Raw genomic sequence first — 18,712 nt, 5'->3', positions numbered from 1 at the left:
CAAGGGAGGGTAGTCAGTTTGGGTGCGGTGACACAACCTGCAGCCGACGCAGGTCATGCGTGCAACTCTGGGTATTTTTCCGAACTCGGGCTGGATGTAACGATTTCGTGAGGGCCACAGGTCCTAGCGGCTCGGGCACCTTTTATGGATGCGGTTGAGGATCAGCGGGAGGTCGTGCTCCACAATCTCGTGAAGCACGCCGGTCCGGCGCGAGCACGGCTGCGTCTATCTCTTCCCGATGCAGCGCGCCTCGTCCACGTCGAACCCGAACTCATCGCGGGTATCGAGAACGGTGGCGACTGCACGGCTCCACTCACCGTGCTGACGCAGTTTGCCCTGTTTCTCGGCCTTAACGAGCTTGGCCTACCGCGCCCTCAGCCCGCCGGGATGGAATAGCCCATCTACAAAAATGTGTCCGGGCGAAACTTGAGGCTACGCCGGCACGTACCGCTCGCCCATGAGCGAACAACACGACAAGCCCGCGACCTTGGATGCAGCGTTAGCCGTGCAGATCCATGCTGCCCGCGTACGAGGTGCCTACTCGATTGAGACCCTGGCGGCGCTCGCACAGGTCGCCCCCGAGGTGCTTGCCAGACTTGAGGATGGCTTGCCTATCACCGAGGCGGGGGCTCGTGACCGCGTCATGGGCGTGCTCGGACTGCGTCCAGATAGCCAACTCTATCCTGCCAAGCCGACTGATTTCGGCCGGCGTCCATCGGATTGAGATGGAAGCACGCTGACCCCGTCTGCAGCCGCCCAGCCTCCTCCCGCCACGCATCGCGCTCGGTCCGCATGGCTTCGACGAGGGCGTGCATGTTGCCGGCGTCGACCGCAGTCTCAACCAGCATGTCCTGGGTCGAGGCCAGTTGCTCGCGCAGCTCGGCATTCTCGGCCGGGATAGCAGGCCTTCGAGCGTCTGATGAGAAGCGTAGGCAATCAGGCGGCAGGAGCAGTGATAGTCTCAGATGCGAGCTTGGATGAAACAAGCATGAAGCTGCGATGGACACCTCGTCCCGCAGCCTTGGCTTCGTACAAGGCGGCATCGGCCTTCCGGTGGAGGTCGTCGCCCGACTCACCATCCTCTGGAAAGCGCGCAGAGCCGATGCTGAGGCCGACCCGCAGCAGCCCTATTGCATTAAGCAGGTAAGGCGGGCCAGCGATACTTTGGATGAGTGCATCGGCATAACGCTCGACTGAACTCGGTGAAAGCTCTGGTGCGACGATGACAAATTCGTCGCCCCCAAGGCGCGATACGATGTCGATGTCGCGAACACTTTCTCGAAGACGTTCACCGACCGCTCTCAGGACCTTGTCGCCAGCTTGGTGACCGTGACAGTCGTTGATAATTTTGAAGCCATCGAGATCGAGATAAAACAGGACGAAGCGATTTCTAAAGCCTATCTGACGAGCATCAAGCTGTTCCATCAAGCCGAACCGATTGAGTAGTCCGGTCAACGCATCGTGCCTCGCCTGATGACGATTATTCTGCTCCGCCGTCAGGTTTGTGATTGCCATAGTCTGAAATCGCTCGATAATCTTCATTACCCCGAAGAGGAACAAGGGCGTTTGAAGAAGGAGGACGAGCAGCCAGGGCTCTCCAGACACGGCAGCGCCGACGACAAAAGGCAGGTCGCACATGCAAACGAGCATGAGCGCGTAGCGCGGGGCGGCGTAATTGCGAGCGCAGATCGGCCCGATCAATCCCATGACGGTTGTCGCAGCCAGAAGCTGCAATGGAAGTATGTTGGTACGCATGGCGGCGAACGCCATCCCTCCCTGGAGTCCGCACCAAAGCGTGGCCGTGACGAGATACAGATCCGTGGGTGTGGGCATCCCGCGCGAGGCGAGCGTCGCTGCTCGCCGCACCACCGCTAAACGCGCAGCCACGAGAAAGACATCGACCACAATGAACAGCGCGAAAATCTGCCCTCGATCCATCAACAACGCTGCGCCGTTGAGCACCAAGCCATTTATGACACCCGCTATGACCGCGTTCGGAGTCGAAAATAACTCGCCGAGCAGCACGTTTGCGATCGCTGGCGAAGCTGCACGTCCAGGATCTGTCAACCATCGCAAGGCAGTATTGACGGGGGGCGTGTAACCGTACCTAGTGTCGGGCATGCGTTCGTCTCCGGAACCAGACCCTAATGCATCCAAATGAATAATAGTTACGTCGCCGTCAACAAAAAATACATTTTGTTACGTATACAAGCTCTAGTTTTAGTTTAGTTTTGTTTAATATTCACAGAACTGAATCATTTAATCGCTTTCTTCGCCGGCCAGCATCGCATCTGATTATGGTGGATACATTTCCTGTCTGATGCATTTTCCATCCATGATGGTTCTCGACCTGATCCGGGCCCTGGCGGAAGATGCTCCCGTAGGCATCGTCGTCACGGACGTGGCGATTGATCCGCCGGGGCCGATCATCCGCTACGCCAATCCTGCCTTCGCACGCCTCGTCGGGCGCGACCTCGGCAAGATCATCGGGCAGAGCCCCCGTTTCATGCAGGGGAAGGAAACCCGCCAGGAAACGCTCGATATCTTCAGACGCGCCTTGGCAGCTGGAGAGCGCTTCCACGGCTACGTCACCAATTACCGCGGGGACGGCACCAAGTACCGGGCCGAGATCGATTGCCGCCCGCTCCGCGACTCCAGTGGGCGGATCGAGAGCTTCGTCGCATTCGAGCGGGAGGTGATCAGACGCCTCGGCCGACCTGCTTCCGGCGTAGCGGGACGCTATGAGCCCGTGATCGCAGTCGGAGATCCCCTGACCGGTGCTCTGCGAGCACTCGCGGTGTTCGAGGAGTCGTAGGAGGAACTTAAGGCGCTATTCCACGCCCTCGGCTATCTCGCGTCGCAATTCCGGTATGCGCGCCCAGGGCTCGGTCGTCCGGGCCATCGATCCCAGACGCAACTCGACCACCGCTTCGGGCACGGCCAAAACCGCCGCCCAGGCTGACGCGAACGCCGCCACGCATGCGGGGTCGAAATGCCGGCCGCTGTCAGCCTGGATGCAGTTCCGCGCCTCACCGAACGGCATCGCCACCTTGTATGGTCGCACCGTGGTCAAGGCGTCGAACACGTCCGCAACCGCGACGATCCGCGCTGATAGAGGGATGGCCTCGCCACTCAGGCCGTGCGGGTAGCCGCTGCCATCCCATTTCTCGTGGTGTGCCTCCGCGATCTCGGCGGCGAGGCTGATCAGCTCCGAGCCGCTGTCCCCCAAGATCCGGCTACCGATCGTCGGGTGCGTGCGGATGACGGCGAACTCGGCCTCATCAAGGCGCCCCTTCTTCAGCAGGATCCCGTCCGGCACGGCCACCTTGCCGATGTCGTGTAGCGGTGCCGCGAGGTACAGGCGCCGGCAGAACTCCTCGGGCAGACCCATCGCCTCTGCGATGATCTGGCTGTAGCGGGCAACGCGCCAGGTGTGGTCGCCGGTGTCGTTGTCCCGGTACTCGACGGCCAGGGCGAGCCGGAAGATGACCTCCGCCTCCCGCTCACGTAGCCGGCGCGTCGCCCGCTCGATCTCACCAGCCATGCGCGACGCCTGCTCGTCCAAGTGACGCACGGCACTGGCTAGGCGCACGAGGTTGCGCAGCCGCACGCTCAGCTCGACGCCCTTGGCCCGTTTGTCGAGGAAGTCGGTGGCCCCCGCCTCCAGCGCACTGAGCCTGACGGTGTCGCACATGTCGCTGGTGATCATGGCGATCGGCGCCTGGGCGTAGTGTGGTATGGCCCGAATTTCGCGGATGTACGCGATGCCGTCCATCTCGGGCATGTGCTGGTCGACCAGCACGAGGTCGAAGGCGCAGGTTCGGGCTTCGACCAGTGCGGCGAGCGGATCGGTGCACGTAGTCACGACGACTCCATGCTCGGCCTCCAGCAGACGCCGGAGGTGTAGCAACGTGGCCTTGCTGTCGTCGACGAGGAGGACGTCCATCGAAGCCAACTCCATGCGTGGGTACGGTCGAAGGTCGGGCATCCGGAAGAGGTCACGCCTTGTACGGATAAGCTCGCGCCATTGTGCCGAGCCGCGAGAAGGTATCGGCCAGGCGATGGATACTGTCGCGGAAGGCTTCGATCTCCGGTGTCGGATCCAAGATGGACCCCATCCGGTCGACCTCATGCTCCAAGTCACGGCTCAAATTCTGCAGGGACAATCCGAGCGAGCGGATCTGGGGCCAGCGCGGACCGTGGTCGACATTGGCCCCAAGGGCCTGCTCCAGGCTTTCGGCGAGGCGCTCCGCGCCTTCGCGGTTCAGCCGGCTCGGAAACAGGTAAACCTCAGGCATCGTCGCCTCACGCCGCTCGCACGGTGGCGAGGAAGCGTCCGACCTCAGCCGTGAGGTGCTCGGACTGGCGTGACAGCTCGGACGCTGCGCCCAGAACCTGGCTCGCCGCTGCACCCGTTTCCTCGGCTGCATTCGCGACGCCGGCGATGTTGCTGGTTACCTCGCCCGTACCCATGGCGGCTTGGCTGACGTTGCGCACGATCTCCTGGGTGGCAGCGCCCTGCTCCTCCACGCCAGCTGCGATCGAGGTCGCCACGCCGCTGATCTCGCGGATCCGCCCGGTGATGCCCGTGATCGCCGTGACCGCCTGACCGGTTGAAGCTTGGACCTGAGCGATCTGTCCGGAGATTTCGTGTGTGGCCTTGGCGGTCTGCTCGGCCAGGGCCTTCACTTCGGAGGCGACCACCGCGAAGCCCTTGCCTGCTGCACCGGCGCGGGCGGCCTCGATCGTGGCGTTGAGCGCCAGGAGATTGGTCTGCCCGGCGATGGTCGAGATCAGCCCGACTACGTCGCCGATACGCGTGACCGCGGCGCTCAGCTCCTGCACCAGAACACCGGCCTGGTCGGCTTCGCTTACCGCGAGGTGCGCGAGGCTCGCCGATCCATCCACCTGGCGTCCGATCTCCTGAACCGACGATCCGAGCTGCTCGGCGGCGGCGGCGACGGTGTTGACGTTGGCGGCGGCCTCTTCGGCCGCGGCGGCCACCGCGCCGGACTGAGCGGAAGTCTCACCCGCCATCGCCGACATCGAGCCGGCGGTGGCCTGCAGCTCGGTCGCGGCGGCTGAGACCAAGCCGATGATCCCGCCGACCGCCTGCTCGAAGCCATCGGCCATCTGGCGCATGCCGGCCTTGCGCTGCTCCTCGGCGGCCAGCCGTGCCTGCGCGGTCTCAGCCTCTAGCTGGCTGGTGCGGATCTGGTTGTCCTTGAACACCTGCACGGCGGCGGCCATCGCACCAATCTCATCCCGGCGCAGGCGATAGGGCACCGCCGCTTCTGTATCGCCACCGGCGAGCACGCCCATAGCCCGTGCCATGGTCTGGATTGGACGAGACACGCGCAGCAGGCCGAAGGCAGCGGCGGCGCAGGCGGCAACGAGCGCCAAGGCGACGGCGACGTAGGCGGTCAGTGTGGCGGTGTCGGCTTCGGATGCGGCCGCGTCGGCATCCCGGCGAGCCCCTCGCTCGTTCAGGGCGACGTCACGCGAGAGATCGGCACGAGCTTCGTCGTAGAGGTTTGCGGTCTCGGGGGCGGTCATCTGCTTGAGGGCGAACGGCTGTTGCCCGGTCTCCATCAGACGACGCATCTCGGCATCGGCCTGCTCGAAGCGCTTCCATGCAGATGCGAATGCATCGTAGAGCGCACGCTCGTCCGTCGAGGAGATCAGCGGTTCGTAAGCCTTGCGCGCTTGCGCGAGCTTGTCGTGGGTCGCGGCGAGTTTGGCCTCGTTCTCGGCCAGATGAGCCGGCGTATCCGACAGGGTGAGCAGGCGCAGCTGTTTAATACGGACCTCGGACGCAGCCTCACGCATCTGCCCGACCGCCACCACGGACGGGAGCCGTATTGCTGCCACATCGAACACAGAGTCCCGGATACCCCCGAGCTCGATGATAGAGAGCGCGCCTTGCCCACCCGCGATGAGGGCGAGCAGGCCGAAGGCAGCCGCGAGCGCAGCTTTGAGCGAGAGGTGCATCTTTCCATCTTCTGATCAGGAATAAAAACTTTTCCTGCTCGACAGAATACGTCGGAGCCATCAACATTTCTGATTAATTCCACTAATTAAAAGTTTATTTCTGAAAACGCTGCAAAAATTTATCGATAAATAGTTCTAAACTGGCCTTAAAACACGTCAAATGACTGCTTCCAACCGTCATATCGCCATAATACAACTCATAATTGCGGGTTAAATAATGGGGATGGCGCTCGAAATCCCGCTATCGAGAATTCCGTCTTTTGACAGCTCCTTCGACACCTTGCTCGGGTTGGATCATGCGATCCGAGGGAACACTACACCTCGTCATCTCTATGGGTGTCACGACTCTCCGATCCACCACCTTGCCGCAAAGGCATAGGGCGGTGCGAGGCGTGACCATCGGCATTGATCCGTTCTGCCGAACGCCCGCAGACCGTCACCGCATGGCTTGACCGATTCCACTACCCGCGCGGATTCTCGCACGGTCTGATCGGTCGGGGTCGCCCGCCGCTTGTCGGCAGCCCTTTTTTGGCTCCGTTTTCCCCGATTCTGACAGGACTAGAACTTCAGTAGGCGTGCGCTGCGGGGATTTGCACCCTCCCCCCTGAGGGATGGATCCCTTCCGGGCCAAGCGCAGCCAGGCGGTCCACTCAGCCGAGACGATCCGAACGATGTTCGGCAGGTTGCGAAAGCCGGTGACAGGGCGCTCCTCGACCGTGACCAAACCGAGCTTGCGAGCCTCCCGGATGGCGTTGCGCACCGTGGTCTCGGACACGCCGACGATCGCCGCGATGTGCCCAACCGCCAGCCGGCAGTCGCCCCGGCGCGCGGTCTCGGCAGCGACCAGGGCGAGCACGCCTTGCTCGGCGTGGGTGAACTTGGCGGCGAGACCGAGCGGCATGCGGCCCGAGGCTGCCCAGCGGCGGCGGCGCTCCATCGAGGCGTCCGTGCGTGGCCGGGAGCCGACGCCAGGCTTCCTAGAGCTTCCTATGCGATTTGAGGCGTTCTCAGCTGCATCCCCCATCCGGGGTGTGACAGTTGCCGCCCCGTTCGGGTTCTGTCCGGATCGCGGTCCACTTTTAGACAGTGTTCGCGCCTCGATCAGGCCGGACAGGCTCTCGGCCTCGGCCTCCGTGACCTTCCCTTCCCCGTAGGCGCGCCACAGCAGCGCCGTCACCTGCGGCAGGGTGATTCGGCTCGCGGCCTCGATGGCGCGCCTCAACTCGTCGGCAAACATGGTCCTCGGCCCCGTGAAAGGGCCGCAACAGGTCGTTCCGGGCCGCCGCAGGGGCGTCCAGTCCACAAGGCAAAGCCTCATCGTCGCGGGAATTGGCGTTCCCGCTTGACGCCCGGGGGCGTCTCATGGCTTGTGGGGGGTGCGTGAGGCCCCACAGGCCCTTTTCGATTTCGACGGCCCTCCAGTTTGGCGACTGGGGGGCCGTTGGCTTTTCAGGGGTCGACTTGCGGCGGCGTGATCTCCTGATGGTGCCGGCGACTCGCTAGAAAGCGCCTCAGCCGGACATGGCATGTCGGCCGGGTCACACGGTTAAGTCAACGTCAGGGAATGATCAGCGCGACCATGCCAGCAGGAACTTCGACCCTCGCGGACCTGCGCAAGGCAGGTATCATCAGGAGCCAAGAGGTTGTCGCGGCGATCGACGTCTACATGCGGGATCCGGCGGCGGGCCCCTACCGCTTCGCCAGCGGGCACAGCATCAATGTCTCGGCCATCGCGGATGCGACGCCTGGCCTCGATCGCGAAGAGCGCGCCGGTCCTCAAGAGAAGACGTTCCGGAACGCGCTGGCAGCCGCCGTCATGTCGGCTCACCCGACCCTGCCGTGATTTTGAACCTGTCGATCCAGATCAGCGCCGAGACGCTTTCACCTTAGATCATGATCGACGCTAGGGTCCGGGCGGCGGCGTATGCTGCCGAGACGATAGAAGATCTCATGAACGGACAGAGACACCCGCTCCACCGGCTTTGCAGCGCAATGAAATTGGATAATAACGAACTCGAGACTAGTGAATTTTGTAGACAGGCAATTTTGATAGTTTGCGCCGAAAGCTTACTTGAAGCGCAATACAAAGACAGGCGTGCGCAAACCTCAGCCTTAGACTTGATGCTCGACATATCTGAGATTGCAGCCTTTGTGCCCGAGGGGTCGGAAGCCTTCAGAAAGAAGGCGCAACGCAAGATGTATAATCCTGACACGTTGTCTTATGGCGACAGGCAAATGGGGCGAAAAGTCAATAAGAACAAAGTATATTTACAAAACCATGGAGCGACCACGATAGTTAAAATCCTCACTTGGACAGTGCGAGTGCTCTGGGTGCATCTGTCGCCCCTTGATCTGGGCGCGACTTCGGCTTTTGAGCAGCGTCGCATCATGATCGTTGACCCGAAGGCTGGATTGATCTCGCTTAGCCCCGGCCGTGCGCCGGCAGCTATTGCCCCTCCCCCAGGTCAATCCTAGCTTTGACAGTCCCATGCAGGACGCCCTCGCCCGTTCCATCGCTCAGACCGCAGCCGATGTTCTCGGCCAGCGCAGCGACGCGCACGGTGGGGTCATCGTCTCGGATGAGGCGATCGGGGCGCATCTGTGGTTCGAGCGCGGGTTTCGGGACCACGACGAATTAGTCTCACTCATCAATCACACGCGCCAGGCGCTAGACGAGCGCACCCCGCCTTGTCCCGCCCGCGCGCCGTACCGGAAACCGGTTCAGCTCAGCTTTGAGCTGGGGGCCGCCTGATGCCTCGCCGGGATAGTGAGCCGCCCCGGTTGTTCAGCATCTTCGACCGCATCGCGGCCGAGGCGATAGCGGTACGGCAGCGGGAACAGGCCCAGACCATCGCGCTCGTAAAAGAACGGAAGATCCAGCGTCGCCGCAATCGGCGCTCGAATTGGACAGGCGATCGTCAGACCCTTCGCGAGATCGCGGATCTCATCCAGCTTCGCCACCGCGGCCCCTGCGATACCGATGACGGCGAAGCCTATCTGAGGGCCGCCCTCCCCTGGCTCGTTGCGAAGGCCGGCGGCTTCCTCGCCGAGGAGCTGGAACAGCACGTCACCGGCTGGTGTCGCGTCGCTGTTCCCCGCCTCGGCTTGGATAGCGTCCGCGGCTGCATTGCGGAAGCCCAGGAGCGCGACGGGCAGCGGCACCTATGGTGGACCGCTCAAGAGCTTGGGGACGTTCTGCGCCTCACCGTAGCCGAGCGGGAGCGATTGCGCCTCACCCGGATCCGCCCGGCCGGGATGACCGCTCGTCAGTTCGCCAAGTACCAACGGCGGGAGAAAACCTCCCGGGAGAAAGCCCGGCGCATCGCCAAGGGTGCCCGACCCCGGGAGCAATCGAAGGCTCAGCTAGAGCCGTGGGAAGCGCTGGGGATGAGCCGGGCGACCTACTTCCGGCGGCAGCGAGCCGGCGCCCTCCCCGCTCAGGTCCGAGACCGTGAGACTGTTTCGTGTCCAGCAGGTACGAAGTACCTACAGGCCGCCACGGACCAGTCTCACGTCACAGAACGGACCGTACAGGGTCCAGCGAGGAAGCACCGCCCGATCCCGAGCGTCGGCGCTGTCGGGCATGCGCCCGGAGCCAAGGTAAGGGCGATCCCGTCCGGTCGTGCCGTCGCGCTGCCGCTACCAGAGGAAGGAGTTTTTGAGCACCCCGACATGCTCGGTGGGGGCGAGTGGAGACAGATCGGGGCGCCCCTCAGCGACTATGCCGGCGGGGTCTTGCCGGACAACCTCGTGCGGGCGGTGCGCGACGCGCAGCGGGTGCGCCAGATGACGCAAGGGGCAGTCGCACGTCAGATCGGGATCAGCCGTCCGCAGCTCGCCAACGCGTTACAGGGCCGGTTCGGCTTGAGCCGGAGTGCGGCAACCAACCTGCTGGAATGGCTGGCGGCCTAACCCTTCAATGTTTCCGAGACGGCGTCAGCCGTCCGCCGTCAGGCGGGACCAACGTCTACTGGAGGAGTCGCAGGTTGATCGACGAGGTCATCCCGAGCCCGAACAGCGCCGTGCCGATGGGCGCGGGTGCACAGGTGCTCCAGAAGGTCGGCGTGCTCAGCGCGAAGGCAGCCTTGAGCACCATCCCGTGGGCGGCCCTAGTGTTCGACCTCGGACAGGCCGCCGTGGATTACGGCAATGCGCGGCTGACCGACCGCTTGCTCGGGGATCTCGGCGAACGCATCGATCGAATGGAAGCCGGAGCCCGCGAGCGGCTGAAGGCGGATGAGATCTACCAGCTCTCCGCGCACGCCGCGATCCGGCGCATGCTGTCGGAGACGAACCCGCGCATGGCGGATGCCCTAGCGAGGGCGGTGACGGAGTTGGGCATATCTACGCTCCTACCAGCCGAGCGGCTGGAGATCGCCCGCGCGCTTAATGCGCTGACCGAACCGGCGCTGCACCTGTTGCAGACCATGTACCGAGCCCAGAACAATCATCTCACACAGCAGGAACTGGGCGTGGTCGACGACGACGTGCGGAAGACCTATCATTTCACGAAGCTGATGTACGCCACCATGCCACTGAGCTCTTGGATCGCCCCCGCCACCGAACTTGAGCGGGCTGGGATGGTCGTGGCGACCCTCGATGATGGCTGGTACGACCCGGCGGAAAGGGCGGCCGAGGAGTCCTTGGGGCTCACTGTGCATCTGCGCGAGATGTACCCGCTGGGCGAGCGCGTCGTGAGGATGTGCTTCGGCAACCCCGCAGTACCCGCGTTCGGGTTTTTCGCTGATCAGCCGTTGAACTCTTAGTGCCGCGCCGCCCTGCCAGCGTCACCCAAGCCGATATCGCGCAAGCGATTAGGGTGACCTACTCCACGGCGCGCCGCTTCACAGGCGGCAGGGCCACGCTGCACACAGACGGTTTACCGCTACGTGCAAACCAACGGAACGGGCCCTCGCCCTGAGCACTTAGCGAACTGCCATGTTTTGGTCCTGCCTGATCCTCGTCGCTGAACAAGCGTTCGTGCCCACGCAATGGGAGCGAGCTTCAGCGCGTAAGGAGGCTGTCGACGAAGCGCTCTGGCTTGGCTTCGTGGGGACCATCGTGGGGACCATGGCGCTCGTCTTCCTGACTGGAACGATCGAGGTCAGCGGCGTAACCCATTGCGCAAATTGGCACCTGAAGCACACCGCGGCGCAACTCGCTGATGGTCCGCTACCGTTCCTGTCCCCCGAAGGCCACAGCAATCTGCTGCTCAAGCGACATGCTGCCGCTTCCAGTCGAGCAGCTAAGATCTAGAACGATGACAAGTCCCAGTCGGTCCAGGCCGGGACTGGACCGACTGGTACTACCGACCGGCATCCCGATCCGGGACCCCGGCGTCCGGCATCGTTGAGGCTGGGCTAACCGCCCTCCCCCATCCTGTATCCCGGGCCACGTTGCGTACTGGCCCCTCGCCGTGAGGAACGGCACCGAGCCCCGCCAGCCCGTGATCAGATCGGGCGGCGGGGCAGCGTTCGTCATCTCGCGGTCCTGATATCTACCGCGGCCTCGGCGAGTCTGCTGCATGTGCAACCTCTACAGCCTGATCCGCTCGCAGTCCGAGATCGGCAAGCCTTGCTCCCGGAGACCATCATCACCCCGCAGTAGTCGATCCGCAGCCTTCCATGCTCTGGATGAAGCGCGAACAGCTCGGCCGCCGTCCAACCGAGCGCATGGGCCTCAGCCCCGAGCCGGTCGCAGAAATCGATGGCAGCCTCGCGGATCGGCACCCAGCGGGTAGGCGTCAGATACCGGCATGGTGAAGCGGCCGACTTGGAATACGCGTTCGCGGATTGCGCCTTTGCAGCCATCGCGGCTGGCATCGTCGTAGCGGCAGCGGATCTCCGTCCATGACCTCCGACCTGGAGTTCATCCCCGAGAACGGCGGTGGGGCCGGGATCCGGCTCCGGGAGCGGAAGGGGTAGGAATTAGAGGGGTCAGGTCGTACCACAGAGCACCTGAAGGCGAAGGGCTATCTGAAATGAGCCCGGTGATTGACGCTATGCAGACGGCCAAACTTGCCCAGGTGGCACAGCTCGCGACCGCCGTCGCTGAACGCGTCCTTGATGCTCAGATTTTCGATCTGTCCGTTCCGCCCGCTCAAATCACCGCGTTGGCAAGTGCGGCTCGTCTGCTGCAGGACAATGGCGTGCCGTGGCCGCCGTTGGTTGAGCAGGTGCTCCACGAGCTTGCCGAGAATTCAGGGAAGCTGGCTGAAGGCGCCGGCATAGAGCGAACCAGCGAAGGCGACAGCGCGCTGACGGGTCTGACACGCTTCCTGGGCGCGTTCCGGCGCGAGAAAGACCTGCCAGTGCAGCAGGTATGAAGTCCGGCGTAACCGCTATGGGGGTCCTCATTGAGAAGGTCGCCAAAGCCCGCGAGCCATCGCGCCCGCTCTTCGCCGAGGTGTGGTTCGCGACCACCGGCCAGCAGGATCCTGACACCAAGGTGCGGTTCGCTTTCTTCATGCAGTCGAAGGCGTGGACGGACGCCGCACTAATCACGCTCGAACACGCGCTACCCGAGTGGGGCGTCGTCGCGAGGAGCGGACCGGGGCCAGGCGAAGCGAAATTGCAGCCGCCCGGAATGGGGCACGCTAAGCGCCCGGCTGGACTAGAGCCCGTGCGACATCCAGGAGGTGCTGCGCTCGCCATCCTGCAGGCGACGCTTCATGCCAAGGCCGGAGGGTTCTGAGGGCATGGCAAACTTGCCGAAAGCCGCCCTTGAAGCCGGCGTCATCTTCATCGAGGAGAACCAAGAAGGCCGGGGGTGCGGATGGGGAAGGCTCGAGGCCGAAGTGGCGTGGGGCGGGCCAGCGAAGCTGTGGCCTGTGGATCACGCAAATTCTGAATTGACGAACTGTTAAGGTTTTGAGCTAGCCCCAGGACTTGGTCTCTGGGCATTGATGGCCACGCTTCAGTAGGCCACCGACGATGCCAATCCTCCTCTACGATCGTGTTCACCGCTACCTCGTGATCGCGCTGGTGAGTGGTGGGCTGGCAATGATGGGAGCGGCTTGGGTCTGGGACGCTCTTTGATGAACTAGACCGTGCGAAAGGCACATTCGCTCAAAACGACCGATCTTGAACCTCGCTGACTACGCCTGCCCGTAGTTCACCGCTATCGCGTAGGCGCGGCGCGCCGGAACGGATCTGCAATCTGCGGTATTTCTCAGGCAACCCAGGGAGGATGATATGCTGACAGGTAGCCTGCTGTGGCTCTTAGGGGTGCCGATCCCCGTCCTGATCCTGATCTGGTTCTTCTTCCTGCGGGGCCGATAGCGCTACCCCGGCTACCACCTCGACACCGCCATCCCGGCGGCTATCCTCCCCCCATGCGCACAACCCTCGCTGCCCTCGCTCTGGTCGTTGCTGCCGGCGGAGCAAAGGCAACCGAGCCGACAGCGAAGCAGCTCATCAAGGCCTACACCGCAGCTGATGAGGCGTGCCGTGGCTCGCCCGGCGACTCCAGTGCGGCCGAGTGTGATCGGCGCACCCGGCTGAACTCCCGTCTCAATCAGATCGGTCGGTGCTACGGCAAGGAGAACCAGGACCGGTCCGAGTTTGCCTGGCACGCGTGCACGTCTCATTCGAACCGTAGCAACGACCTGGTGCCGGCTTCTCGCTGATGCGGCTGCGCCATCTGCCGCCCACGGTTCTGCACCACGATGCGGGAGGAGACGTCAATGGCAGAAGGGTCCAGTGGGGCGGAACCGCGGCTGGAACGCTCCTCACTCGTAAAAGGACGCTGCAACCGCCGGTGAGATCGACGACCTCCCCCGCCAGCCCGTGATCGGATCGGGCGGCGGGGCAGCGTTCCATTTACCCCGCCCGCTTGGCGCTCCAACTACCGGTGCATTCGACCAGTCCGCCGGACGTGCGCCATGTGCCGCTGCCGCCGCCCTTGGTGTCGAGGCTGCCGGCAATCGGGACCTTGTTCGCGCCGCTGGTGATCGTCGCCTGCACGGCACCACCTGTCGATACACCGCCGGCGATGTCGACTTCCTCCCCAGGAATGGAGGCGTCGCTATCCTTGATCTGCACGTGATAGCTTGTGCTGGCTGAGCAGGGCCCCTCAGCCGTGGTGGCTACGATGGTCCAGGAACCGTCGAACTGGTTAGGGACCCGGACCTTCTTCGTGGCAGCATCGGCCGGACAGAGAACGCCTGTCACGAAGGCAGCCGCAAGGATCGAGACGGCGATACGTGTCATAGACTGCTCCGACGGTCGCGCCGTCGGGACTGACTTCGCACTCCGAAAACAATGGCATCGCACAAATATTTTCCGGACCTCAGGACTTTCACCGCTGCTCGGACGACTTTCCTCGGCAGCCTGATCTGGTGCGAGCGTGGCGCCCCGCCGATCGCGTAACCACCCGAACATGTCTGGTTTTGCACAACCCTAGTCCGGCGCAGCGTCGGCGGCCATCTTAGTGGCAAGATCGCCTACCACTGGAGCCGGAGGGCCTGCGCGTGCTGATCTCGATGCCAATCAACCTGCTGGTGCAGATGGATGCTACTTCAGCGATAGCCTTCAGCGCCATAGGGCACTGAAGGCCGTCTCGAAATCTCCGATCAGGGTCCGATTGCAGAAGCTGTGCAGGATGGGGCCGTCGACCCGGCCCTCGCGCATCGCGATCGACTCGGTGTTCTGGTCGTAGGAGAAGTTCAGATGGCGGCCGCCGAGGGTGGTCGATAGGATGGCGTTGCCGCTATCACCATCCTGGGTCATTTCGGTCGATCCTGGCTTGCTGCGCCACATGATCCCGCCGAGCAGCGCCAGGGTGACCGCCTTCATCTGCAGGTCCTCGCCTTCGGACTGCGCGATGACGCTCACCGCGTAACGTCGCACGGCGTCGAGGTCGGTCTTCTCGGATCGGACGGGAGCGAACATGGACATCGACTTACTCCCGCCGCGTCGCGATATCGGTTGCGCCGGTCGAGGTAGCGGAATAGCCGCCCCAACCCTCCGTGGAGACGGGCGACGTGCCGCCCCACCCCTCGGCGCACCACGTCGCGAGGCGCAGCGTCGGATCGACCGAGCCGTGATCCTTCAGGATGCCCATGACGCGGTCCCGCTGTTTGTCCGCGACCAAGAGATCGAGCATCGCTGCGCCTTGCTTCAAGCGCGCGCAGCAGGCGTCCGGCGCTTCCGGAGCCACGCCGATCGTCTCGAGCCTATCCTGAAGACCGGAGCCGTTGGGAAGCGATGAGCCCGCCTCCGCGCGACCGTCATCCAGTCCGATGGGGGCGACCACGAGCCGGATTGCCCGCTCGGGGATGCCGGCCGCGACCAGCGTGGCCGTCGCGGCTTGCGCCCTGCTGGGGCTCTCATACAGCGCGAGGATGCCGAGCCTCGCGCGCGGACCTTCGCTCGGAAGCAGGAGCCCCTCCGGCCGCTCGGCTGTATCGCCCTCGGACGCGATCTCCGTCCACGCCGCAGGGCTGAACGTGGCGCGCTGGTCCGCGCTCAGCGCGAAGCCGGCGCTCATCGTGGATCCCTTCATCGGGAAAGGATCCGCCCACATCCGGTCGCCCGGACCGTTGCCGAGAGAGTTCTGCTGCGCTCGTTCACGCGCCGCAGCCTCAGCCGGATTATCGATCACCGTCTCAGCCGTCCTCATGGGCTCAGTGCTCGGTCCCGGGCATGTTTTGCCGTGGTTCGCCGCCGTGATCTTTGATGAGGTTGGACCGCGCTGGGTCGCCTTTCAGATCCGCCACCTGCTTTCGTGCAATCATGGCCAAGAAGCCGACGCCGCTGATCGTGCCGAGCGCTAAAAATAATAGAGAGATGCCGCTGCCCATAGGCGAAGCCTTTCGTCGAAGGAGCCGCCGAAGGAAGGACGACGGGGAGCATTGTGCTACATGTCGAACTAAGCCCAGGATCAGAGGTTGCCGCTTTCGATCATATCTGGGGTGCGGCGTCTTTTCTTATCATTTTTAGGGAGGATCAATGTTGGTGCACGCCACATTGATCTAGACAGCATCTACTGATATTTGGAGTTTTGTCGTGTATAATCCCATCTTTTTATCGATAATGCTGGCGATTGAGTCGCGACGGGTCATCGAGCTGCGCATGGTACGTCTTGCCTGGGGCGGCCGTGAGGGCCGCGCCGAGATGCGGTCGATGGTTGTCGAGAAGGTGCATGCGGCCGGCGAGGCAATGACTACGCTGATGTTCGGAGGCTCGCCCGAGACGGTCATCGCCCGCTACCGCGAGCACGTCGCCTTCAACACCAAGCGGCTGTCGGCAGCCTGATGCGACGCGTCAGTCGCGCCGAGCTTCGGTGCTCGCGCGCTCGACGACAGCCCGCAAGGCTGCGCTGCCTTCCATCACGAACCAGGCCCGCAACACGCTGGTGGTTTCAGGCGTGTCGTCCGACCGCTCCCGGAACAGATCGGCGTAGCGGGCCAGCTCGCGCTCCATGAACATGTCGAGGTAGCCTGCTCCCTTTGTCCGTGCGAGGTCGACGAGGGCGTCGCTGAGAACGCGCTGCATCATCTCGCCGACCATGGCCGAGACGTACACCGCCTCGGCACTGCCTTGTTGGGGTTCGCTCATGATTTGCCCTATAGCCCCGCGCCGCGGCGTCTCTGTTGGGGTTTGCAGGCAACATTTTCCATCGATCACCAGCGAAATCGCTCAAACCGGCTTGAGATGTCGTCGTACCCAGCGGCTCGCCTCTTCCAGGGCTGGAAAGGCAGGGACCCTCTGCCCTTGGAGCCGGCCGAACCCCGCCTCCATGAACCAGCTTCCGACATTGGCATGCTTGGGTTCGGCGAGGCGCACCAGCACGGCTACGAGCAGCCCGTTTGCCATCACCAGCATGCCATCCCGGTCGGGGCTGCCGGTGTCGACCGCGATCGGTTGCAGCTGCAGCACAAGCAGCGTCTCGACGTTGCCCCGCCCGGACATCGGCTAGCCCTCCTGGGCCATACCGGGCCAACTCAGGTCGCGACGATCACCCCAGCGCGTGCTGCGCAAGTGCAGGTAGTTCGGTGTGAAGCGGCAAAAAGCCTTCATTCGTTCGACGTCGAGGATGGTCAGGACGCGGCGCTTGAGGTGGATCAGGCCGAGCGCGCGCAGCTCGCGCAGAGTCCGGTTCACGTGCACGTCGGACAGTCCCATCGTCTCGGCGATCTCGGTCTGCGTCAGTGGGAACGCGTAGCTGTTGTCGGTGACACGCCCGACCGCTTCCAGGCGCATCAAAAGTTCGCAGAGGAGGTGAGCGATGCGCTGGTCCGGAGCCCGCGCGCCCATGTTGACCAACCACGCGCGCAGGACGGCACCGTCGACCAGGGAGCACCACCAGAAGGCGCGCGCGATGCTCGTGTGATGCGCCGTGATCTCATCGATGGCCCGACGGGGGATGTCCACGACCTGGCACTGCGAGATGGTGCCGATGGTGTGATCCATCTCGTCGAGGATGAACACGTTCAGGTCGCAGAAATCGCCGGGCAACAACAGGGCCATGATCTGGCGCTGGCCGTCCGGAAGGACCTTGTACCGGCAGGCAAAGCCGTCGAGGATCAGCAGGACGTTGTCGGGCTTATCGCCTTCCCGGATCAGATCCTGGCGCGCGCCGACCTGCCGGACCTTGAGTATCAGGTTGTTCAAGGCCGAGCGAGCTGGGTCGGAGAGGGGTTCGAAGCTCTCGAGCTTCCGCGTCAGCGCCTGCTGCATGGGGCTTACATCGCTGCGCCTCGATGCCTGCCAATATGTCAGATATCCGACAAGATCTCCATCATTTGACCGATATCTTGTGCTCCTAAGAAATTAGGCTCAAAGACAGGCAGGCGTCGTACGCAGGCACGTTCAGGTGCTCGTGACCGAGGGCTCTTGGACCTCCCGCTCCAAGTGAACGGGACTAGGTCGCAACCGATGCAGCACAGCTGCCTCAATCGCCTGCTCAGATCCCTGGATCCGGACGATTTCGATCTCCTGCGGCCGCACCTCCAACTTGCGATCCTGTCGTTGGGCGATGTGCTGATCAAAGCCGACACCCCGATCACGCGGGTTGCCTTCGTCGAACGAGGCATCGTCTCGCTCGTTAGTGTCGCGGCGGACGGCCAGCAGGTCGAGGTCGGACTGGTCGGATGCGAAGGCATGGTTGGCGTGCCGATCCTACTCGATGCCGAGCGGACGCCGGACGAGGCTCGGGTTCAGGCTATCGGGCTAGCGCAGGTCATGCCGGTAAGTGCCCTCACTGATGCGCTTCGGCACAGTCGGCGCCTGCACAATCAGCTGTTGAAGTATGCGCACGTCCTCGGCGTGCAGGCCACGGCCACGGCCTTGGCCAACGGCCGCTACACCCTGGAGCCGCGTCTCGCCCGCTGGCTGCTCATGTGTCACGATCGGACCGAGGGTGACGAACTTCCGACGACGCACCGGTTTCTGTCGCTGATGCTCGGGGTCAATCGTCCGGGCCTGACGGGCGCGATCTCGGTCCTGGAGCGTTCCGGCGTGATCGGTCGACAGCGCGGTACCCTGATCGTTCGCGATCGCGCGGCGCTGCTCGCTCTAGCCGGCCCCTCCTACGGCACTCCCGAGGCCGAATACGAGCGCCTGTTTACGGGTCCGGCACCGGGCGGCCACTGAGAACCTTCTCAGCCCCACCCCAAGCTACGATGAGGAAGACGTCTAAGCCGGGCGGCCCTATCATCACCGCTCGCCCGGCCTCGCGCACCTTCCGACCGCGTCCGCGGCTGGTGACGTGATAGATG

25 protein-coding genes are annotated in these 18,712 nt (G+C 63.5%); 13 read left to right on the top strand and 12 right to left on the bottom strand.

Translation table 11 applies throughout. The features are described from left to right. Window positions 1-144 precede the first annotated feature (144 nt). Together AC3IF3_RS29840 and AC3IF3_RS29835 are read left to right on the top strand one after the other, a co-directional pair. Entirely contained in the window at window positions 145-396 is a 252-nt protein-coding gene (locus AC3IF3_RS29840; RefSeq protein ID WP_489231629.1) for a hypothetical protein, read from the top strand. A 61-nt stretch (window positions 397-457) separates the two neighbouring features. Next, entirely contained in the window at window positions 458-724 is a 267-nt protein-coding gene (locus tag AC3IF3_RS29835; RefSeq protein WP_489231628.1) for a hypothetical protein, read from the top strand. Between the two features lie 212 nt (window positions 725-936). Here AC3IF3_RS29835 and AC3IF3_RS29830 read toward each other — a convergent pair whose 3' ends face one another. Beyond that, window positions 937-2,025, bottom strand: a complete 1,089-nt coding sequence (locus tag AC3IF3_RS29830) for a GGDEF domain-containing protein (protein WP_489231627.1) — start codon at window positions 2,023-2,025, stop codon at window positions 937-939. A gap of 310 nt (window positions 2,026-2,335) precedes the next feature. On the opposite strand from AC3IF3_RS29830, the gene AC3IF3_RS29825 reads away from it, so the two are divergent. Next, window positions 2,336-2,815 (top strand): PAS domain-containing protein, encoded by a 480-nt coding sequence (locus tag AC3IF3_RS29825; protein WP_489231625.1) that lies wholly within the window; start codon window positions 2,336-2,338, stop codon window positions 2,813-2,815. 15 nt (window positions 2,816-2,830) lie between these two features. On the opposite strand, the gene AC3IF3_RS29820 is transcribed toward AC3IF3_RS29825, so the two are convergent. The 4 genes from AC3IF3_RS29820 to AC3IF3_RS29805 all read right to left on the bottom strand — a co-directional run bounded on the left by AC3IF3_RS29820 (window position 2,831) and on the right by AC3IF3_RS29805 (window position 7,228). Then, window positions 2,831-3,946, bottom strand: coding sequence for an HD domain-containing phosphohydrolase (locus tag AC3IF3_RS29820; protein ID WP_489220801.1), 1,116 nt, complete (start codon window positions 3,944-3,946; stop codon window positions 2,831-2,833). A 52-nt stretch (window positions 3,947-3,998) separates the two neighbouring features. Beyond that, entirely contained in the window at window positions 3,999-4,298 is a 300-nt protein-coding gene (locus tag AC3IF3_RS29815) for a hypothetical protein (RefSeq protein WP_489220802.1), read from the bottom strand. A 7-nt stretch (window positions 4,299-4,305) separates the two neighbouring features. Beyond that, the gene (locus tag AC3IF3_RS29810; protein WP_489231624.1) at window positions 4,306-5,991 is read right to left on the bottom strand and encodes a methyl-accepting chemotaxis protein; all 1,686 of its coding nucleotides are present in this window, start codon (window positions 5,989-5,991) and stop codon (window positions 4,306-4,308) included. Between the two features lie 436 nt (window positions 5,992-6,427). Beyond that, window positions 6,428-7,228 (bottom strand): helix-turn-helix domain-containing protein, encoded by an 801-nt coding sequence (locus AC3IF3_RS29805; protein ID WP_489231623.1) that lies wholly within the window; start codon window positions 7,226-7,228, stop codon window positions 6,428-6,430. 327 nt (window positions 7,229-7,555) lie between these two features. Between AC3IF3_RS29805 and AC3IF3_RS29800 the strand changes: the two genes are divergently transcribed. The 8 genes from AC3IF3_RS29800 to AC3IF3_RS29765 all read left to right on the top strand — a co-directional run bounded on the left by AC3IF3_RS29800 (window position 7,556) and on the right by AC3IF3_RS29765 (window position 12,684). Further along, a complete protein-coding gene (locus AC3IF3_RS29800) occupies window positions 7,556-7,834 on the top strand; it encodes a hypothetical protein (protein WP_489220805.1) in 279 nt (92 codons plus the stop codon). A 107-nt stretch (window positions 7,835-7,941) separates the two neighbouring features. Continuing rightward, window positions 7,942-8,466: a hypothetical protein gene (locus AC3IF3_RS29795; protein WP_489231622.1), complete on the top strand. Its 525-nt coding sequence runs from the start codon at window positions 7,942-7,944 to the stop codon at window positions 8,464-8,466. A gap of 13 nt (window positions 8,467-8,479) precedes the next feature. Next, the gene (locus AC3IF3_RS29790; protein WP_489220807.1) at window positions 8,480-8,743 is read left to right on the top strand and encodes a hypothetical protein; all 264 of its coding nucleotides are present in this window, start codon (window positions 8,480-8,482) and stop codon (window positions 8,741-8,743) included. A 29-nt stretch (window positions 8,744-8,772) separates the two neighbouring features. Continuing rightward, the gene (locus tag AC3IF3_RS29785) at window positions 8,773-9,903 is read left to right on the top strand and encodes a transcriptional regulator (RefSeq protein WP_489231621.1); all 1,131 of its coding nucleotides are present in this window, start codon (window positions 8,773-8,775) and stop codon (window positions 9,901-9,903) included. 74 nt (window positions 9,904-9,977) lie between these two features. Next, a complete protein-coding gene (locus tag AC3IF3_RS29780) occupies window positions 9,978-10,757 on the top strand; it encodes a hypothetical protein (protein ID WP_489220809.1) in 780 nt (259 codons plus the stop codon). Between the two features lie 172 nt (window positions 10,758-10,929). Beyond that, complete coding sequence (locus tag AC3IF3_RS29775; RefSeq protein ID WP_489231619.1) at window positions 10,930-11,247, top strand: hypothetical protein; 318 nt, start codon at window positions 10,930-10,932, stop codon at window positions 11,245-11,247. Window positions 11,248-11,971: 724 nt separating this feature from the next. After that, window positions 11,972-12,316, top strand: a complete 345-nt coding sequence (locus tag AC3IF3_RS29770; protein ID WP_243972560.1) for a hypothetical protein — start codon at window positions 11,972-11,974, stop codon at window positions 12,314-12,316. 17 nt (window positions 12,317-12,333) lie between these two features. Next, window positions 12,334-12,684, top strand: a complete 351-nt coding sequence (locus AC3IF3_RS29765; RefSeq protein WP_243972559.1) for a hypothetical protein — start codon at window positions 12,334-12,336, stop codon at window positions 12,682-12,684. A gap of 1,127 nt (window positions 12,685-13,811) precedes the next feature. Here the strand turns inward: AC3IF3_RS29765 and AC3IF3_RS29760 are convergent. From AC3IF3_RS29760 to AC3IF3_RS29745, 4 genes are all read right to left on the bottom strand, one after another. Beyond that, complete coding sequence (locus AC3IF3_RS29760; RefSeq protein ID WP_243973616.1) at window positions 13,812-14,201, bottom strand: heme utilization protein; 390 nt, start codon at window positions 14,199-14,201, stop codon at window positions 13,812-13,814. Window positions 14,202-14,522: 321 nt separating this feature from the next. Next, entirely contained in the window at window positions 14,523-14,888 is a 366-nt protein-coding gene (locus AC3IF3_RS29755; protein ID WP_243973617.1) for a hypothetical protein, read from the bottom strand. 4 nt (window positions 14,889-14,892) lie between these two features. Beyond that, on the bottom strand, window positions 14,893-15,612 hold the full coding sequence (locus tag AC3IF3_RS29750; RefSeq protein ID WP_489220811.1) for a hypothetical protein: 720 nt from the start codon (window positions 15,610-15,612) through the stop codon (window positions 14,893-14,895). 4 nt (window positions 15,613-15,616) lie between these two features. Then, a complete protein-coding gene (locus tag AC3IF3_RS29745; RefSeq protein WP_243973619.1) occupies window positions 15,617-15,793 on the bottom strand; it encodes a hypothetical protein in 177 nt (58 codons plus the stop codon). Window positions 15,794-16,025: 232 nt separating this feature from the next. Here AC3IF3_RS29745 and AC3IF3_RS29740 point away from each other — a divergent pair, with 232 nt between their 5' ends. Beyond that, on the top strand, window positions 16,026-16,247 hold the full coding sequence (locus AC3IF3_RS29740; protein ID WP_489220839.1) for a hypothetical protein: 222 nt from the start codon (window positions 16,026-16,028) through the stop codon (window positions 16,245-16,247). Window positions 16,248-16,256: 9 nt separating this feature from the next. Here the strand turns inward: AC3IF3_RS29740 and AC3IF3_RS29735 are convergent, their stop codons facing one another. From AC3IF3_RS29735 to AC3IF3_RS29725, 3 genes are all read right to left on the bottom strand, one after another. Then, window positions 16,257-16,550 (bottom strand): hypothetical protein, encoded by a 294-nt coding sequence (locus tag AC3IF3_RS29735; protein ID WP_489220812.1) that lies wholly within the window; start codon window positions 16,548-16,550, stop codon window positions 16,257-16,259. Window positions 16,551-16,631: 81 nt separating this feature from the next. Then, window positions 16,632-16,904 (bottom strand): hypothetical protein, encoded by a 273-nt coding sequence (locus AC3IF3_RS29730; RefSeq protein ID WP_489231618.1) that lies wholly within the window; start codon window positions 16,902-16,904, stop codon window positions 16,632-16,634. A 3-nt stretch (window positions 16,905-16,907) separates the two neighbouring features. Continuing rightward, window positions 16,908-17,672 (bottom strand): Crp/Fnr family transcriptional regulator, encoded by a 765-nt coding sequence (locus AC3IF3_RS29725; RefSeq protein ID WP_489231617.1) that lies wholly within the window; start codon window positions 17,670-17,672, stop codon window positions 16,908-16,910. 198 nt (window positions 17,673-17,870) lie between these two features. On the opposite strand from AC3IF3_RS29725, the gene AC3IF3_RS29720 reads away from it, so the two are divergent. After that, window positions 17,871-18,587: a Crp/Fnr family transcriptional regulator gene (locus tag AC3IF3_RS29720; RefSeq protein WP_489231615.1), complete on the top strand. Its 717-nt coding sequence runs from the start codon at window positions 17,871-17,873 to the stop codon at window positions 18,585-18,587. Window positions 18,588-18,712 lie beyond the last annotated feature (125 nt).

Source organism: Methylobacterium sp. J-118, from assembly GCF_057836565.1.
Note: the sequence above shows the minus strand (reverse complement) of the source record. Positions and strands in the feature narration are given on the sequence as shown.

What these genes read in the sequence shown, in the direction of transcription:
- AC3IF3_RS29840 (WP_489231629.1), top strand. Translation starts at nt 145, where the DNA reads ATGGATGCGGTTGAGGATCAGCGGGAGGTCGTGCTCCACAATCTCGTG.
- AC3IF3_RS29835 (WP_489231628.1), top strand. Translation starts at nt 458, where the DNA reads ATGAGCGAACAACACGACAAGCCCGCGACCTTGGATGCAGCGTTAGCC.
- AC3IF3_RS29825 (WP_489231625.1), top strand. Translation starts at nt 2,336, where the DNA reads ATGATGGTTCTCGACCTGATCCGGGCCCTGGCGGAAGATGCTCCCGTA.
- AC3IF3_RS29820 (WP_489220801.1), bottom strand. Translation starts at nt 3,946, where the DNA reads ATGGACGTCCTCCTCGTCGACGACAGCAAGGCCACGTTGCTACACCTC.
- AC3IF3_RS29815 (WP_489220802.1), bottom strand. Translation starts at nt 4,298, where the DNA reads ATGCCTGAGGTTTACCTGTTTCCGAGCCGGCTGAACCGCGAAGGCGCG.
- AC3IF3_RS29810 (WP_489231624.1), bottom strand. Translation starts at nt 5,991, where the DNA reads ATGCACCTCTCGCTCAAAGCTGCGCTCGCGGCTGCCTTCGGCCTGCTC.
- AC3IF3_RS29805 (WP_489231623.1), bottom strand. Translation starts at nt 7,228, where the DNA reads ATGTTTGCCGACGAGTTGAGGCGCGCCATCGAGGCCGCGAGCCGAATC.
- AC3IF3_RS29800 (WP_489220805.1), top strand. Translation starts at nt 7,556, where the DNA reads ATGATCAGCGCGACCATGCCAGCAGGAACTTCGACCCTCGCGGACCTG.
- AC3IF3_RS29795 (WP_489231622.1), top strand. Translation starts at nt 7,942, where the DNA reads ATGAACGGACAGAGACACCCGCTCCACCGGCTTTGCAGCGCAATGAAA.
- AC3IF3_RS29790 (WP_489220807.1), top strand. Translation starts at nt 8,480, where the DNA reads ATGCAGGACGCCCTCGCCCGTTCCATCGCTCAGACCGCAGCCGATGTT.
- AC3IF3_RS29775 (WP_489231619.1), top strand. Translation starts at nt 10,930, where the DNA reads ATGTTTTGGTCCTGCCTGATCCTCGTCGCTGAACAAGCGTTCGTGCCC.
- AC3IF3_RS29770 (WP_243972560.1), top strand. Translation starts at nt 11,972, where the DNA reads ATGAGCCCGGTGATTGACGCTATGCAGACGGCCAAACTTGCCCAGGTG.
- AC3IF3_RS29765 (WP_243972559.1), top strand. Translation starts at nt 12,334, where the DNA reads ATGGGGGTCCTCATTGAGAAGGTCGCCAAAGCCCGCGAGCCATCGCGC.
- AC3IF3_RS29760 (WP_243973616.1), bottom strand. Translation starts at nt 14,201, where the DNA reads ATGACACGTATCGCCGTCTCGATCCTTGCGGCTGCCTTCGTGACAGGC.
- AC3IF3_RS29755 (WP_243973617.1), bottom strand. Translation starts at nt 14,888, where the DNA reads ATGTCCATGTTCGCTCCCGTCCGATCCGAGAAGACCGACCTCGACGCC.
- AC3IF3_RS29750 (WP_489220811.1), bottom strand. Translation starts at nt 15,612, where the DNA reads ATGAGGACGGCTGAGACGGTGATCGATAATCCGGCTGAGGCTGCGGCG.
- AC3IF3_RS29745 (WP_243973619.1), bottom strand. Translation starts at nt 15,793, where the DNA reads ATGGGCAGCGGCATCTCTCTATTATTTTTAGCGCTCGGCACGATCAGC.
- AC3IF3_RS29740 (WP_489220839.1), top strand. Translation starts at nt 16,026, where the DNA reads ATGCTGGCGATTGAGTCGCGACGGGTCATCGAGCTGCGCATGGTACGT.
- AC3IF3_RS29735 (WP_489220812.1), bottom strand. Translation starts at nt 16,550, where the DNA reads ATGAGCGAACCCCAACAAGGCAGTGCCGAGGCGGTGTACGTCTCGGCC.
- AC3IF3_RS29730 (WP_489231618.1), bottom strand. Translation starts at nt 16,904, where the DNA reads ATGTCCGGGCGGGGCAACGTCGAGACGCTGCTTGTGCTGCAGCTGCAA.
- AC3IF3_RS29725 (WP_489231617.1), bottom strand. Translation starts at nt 17,672, where the DNA reads ATGCAGCAGGCGCTGACGCGGAAGCTCGAGAGCTTCGAACCCCTCTCC.
- AC3IF3_RS29720 (WP_489231615.1), top strand. Translation starts at nt 17,871, where the DNA reads ATGCAGCACAGCTGCCTCAATCGCCTGCTCAGATCCCTGGATCCGGAC.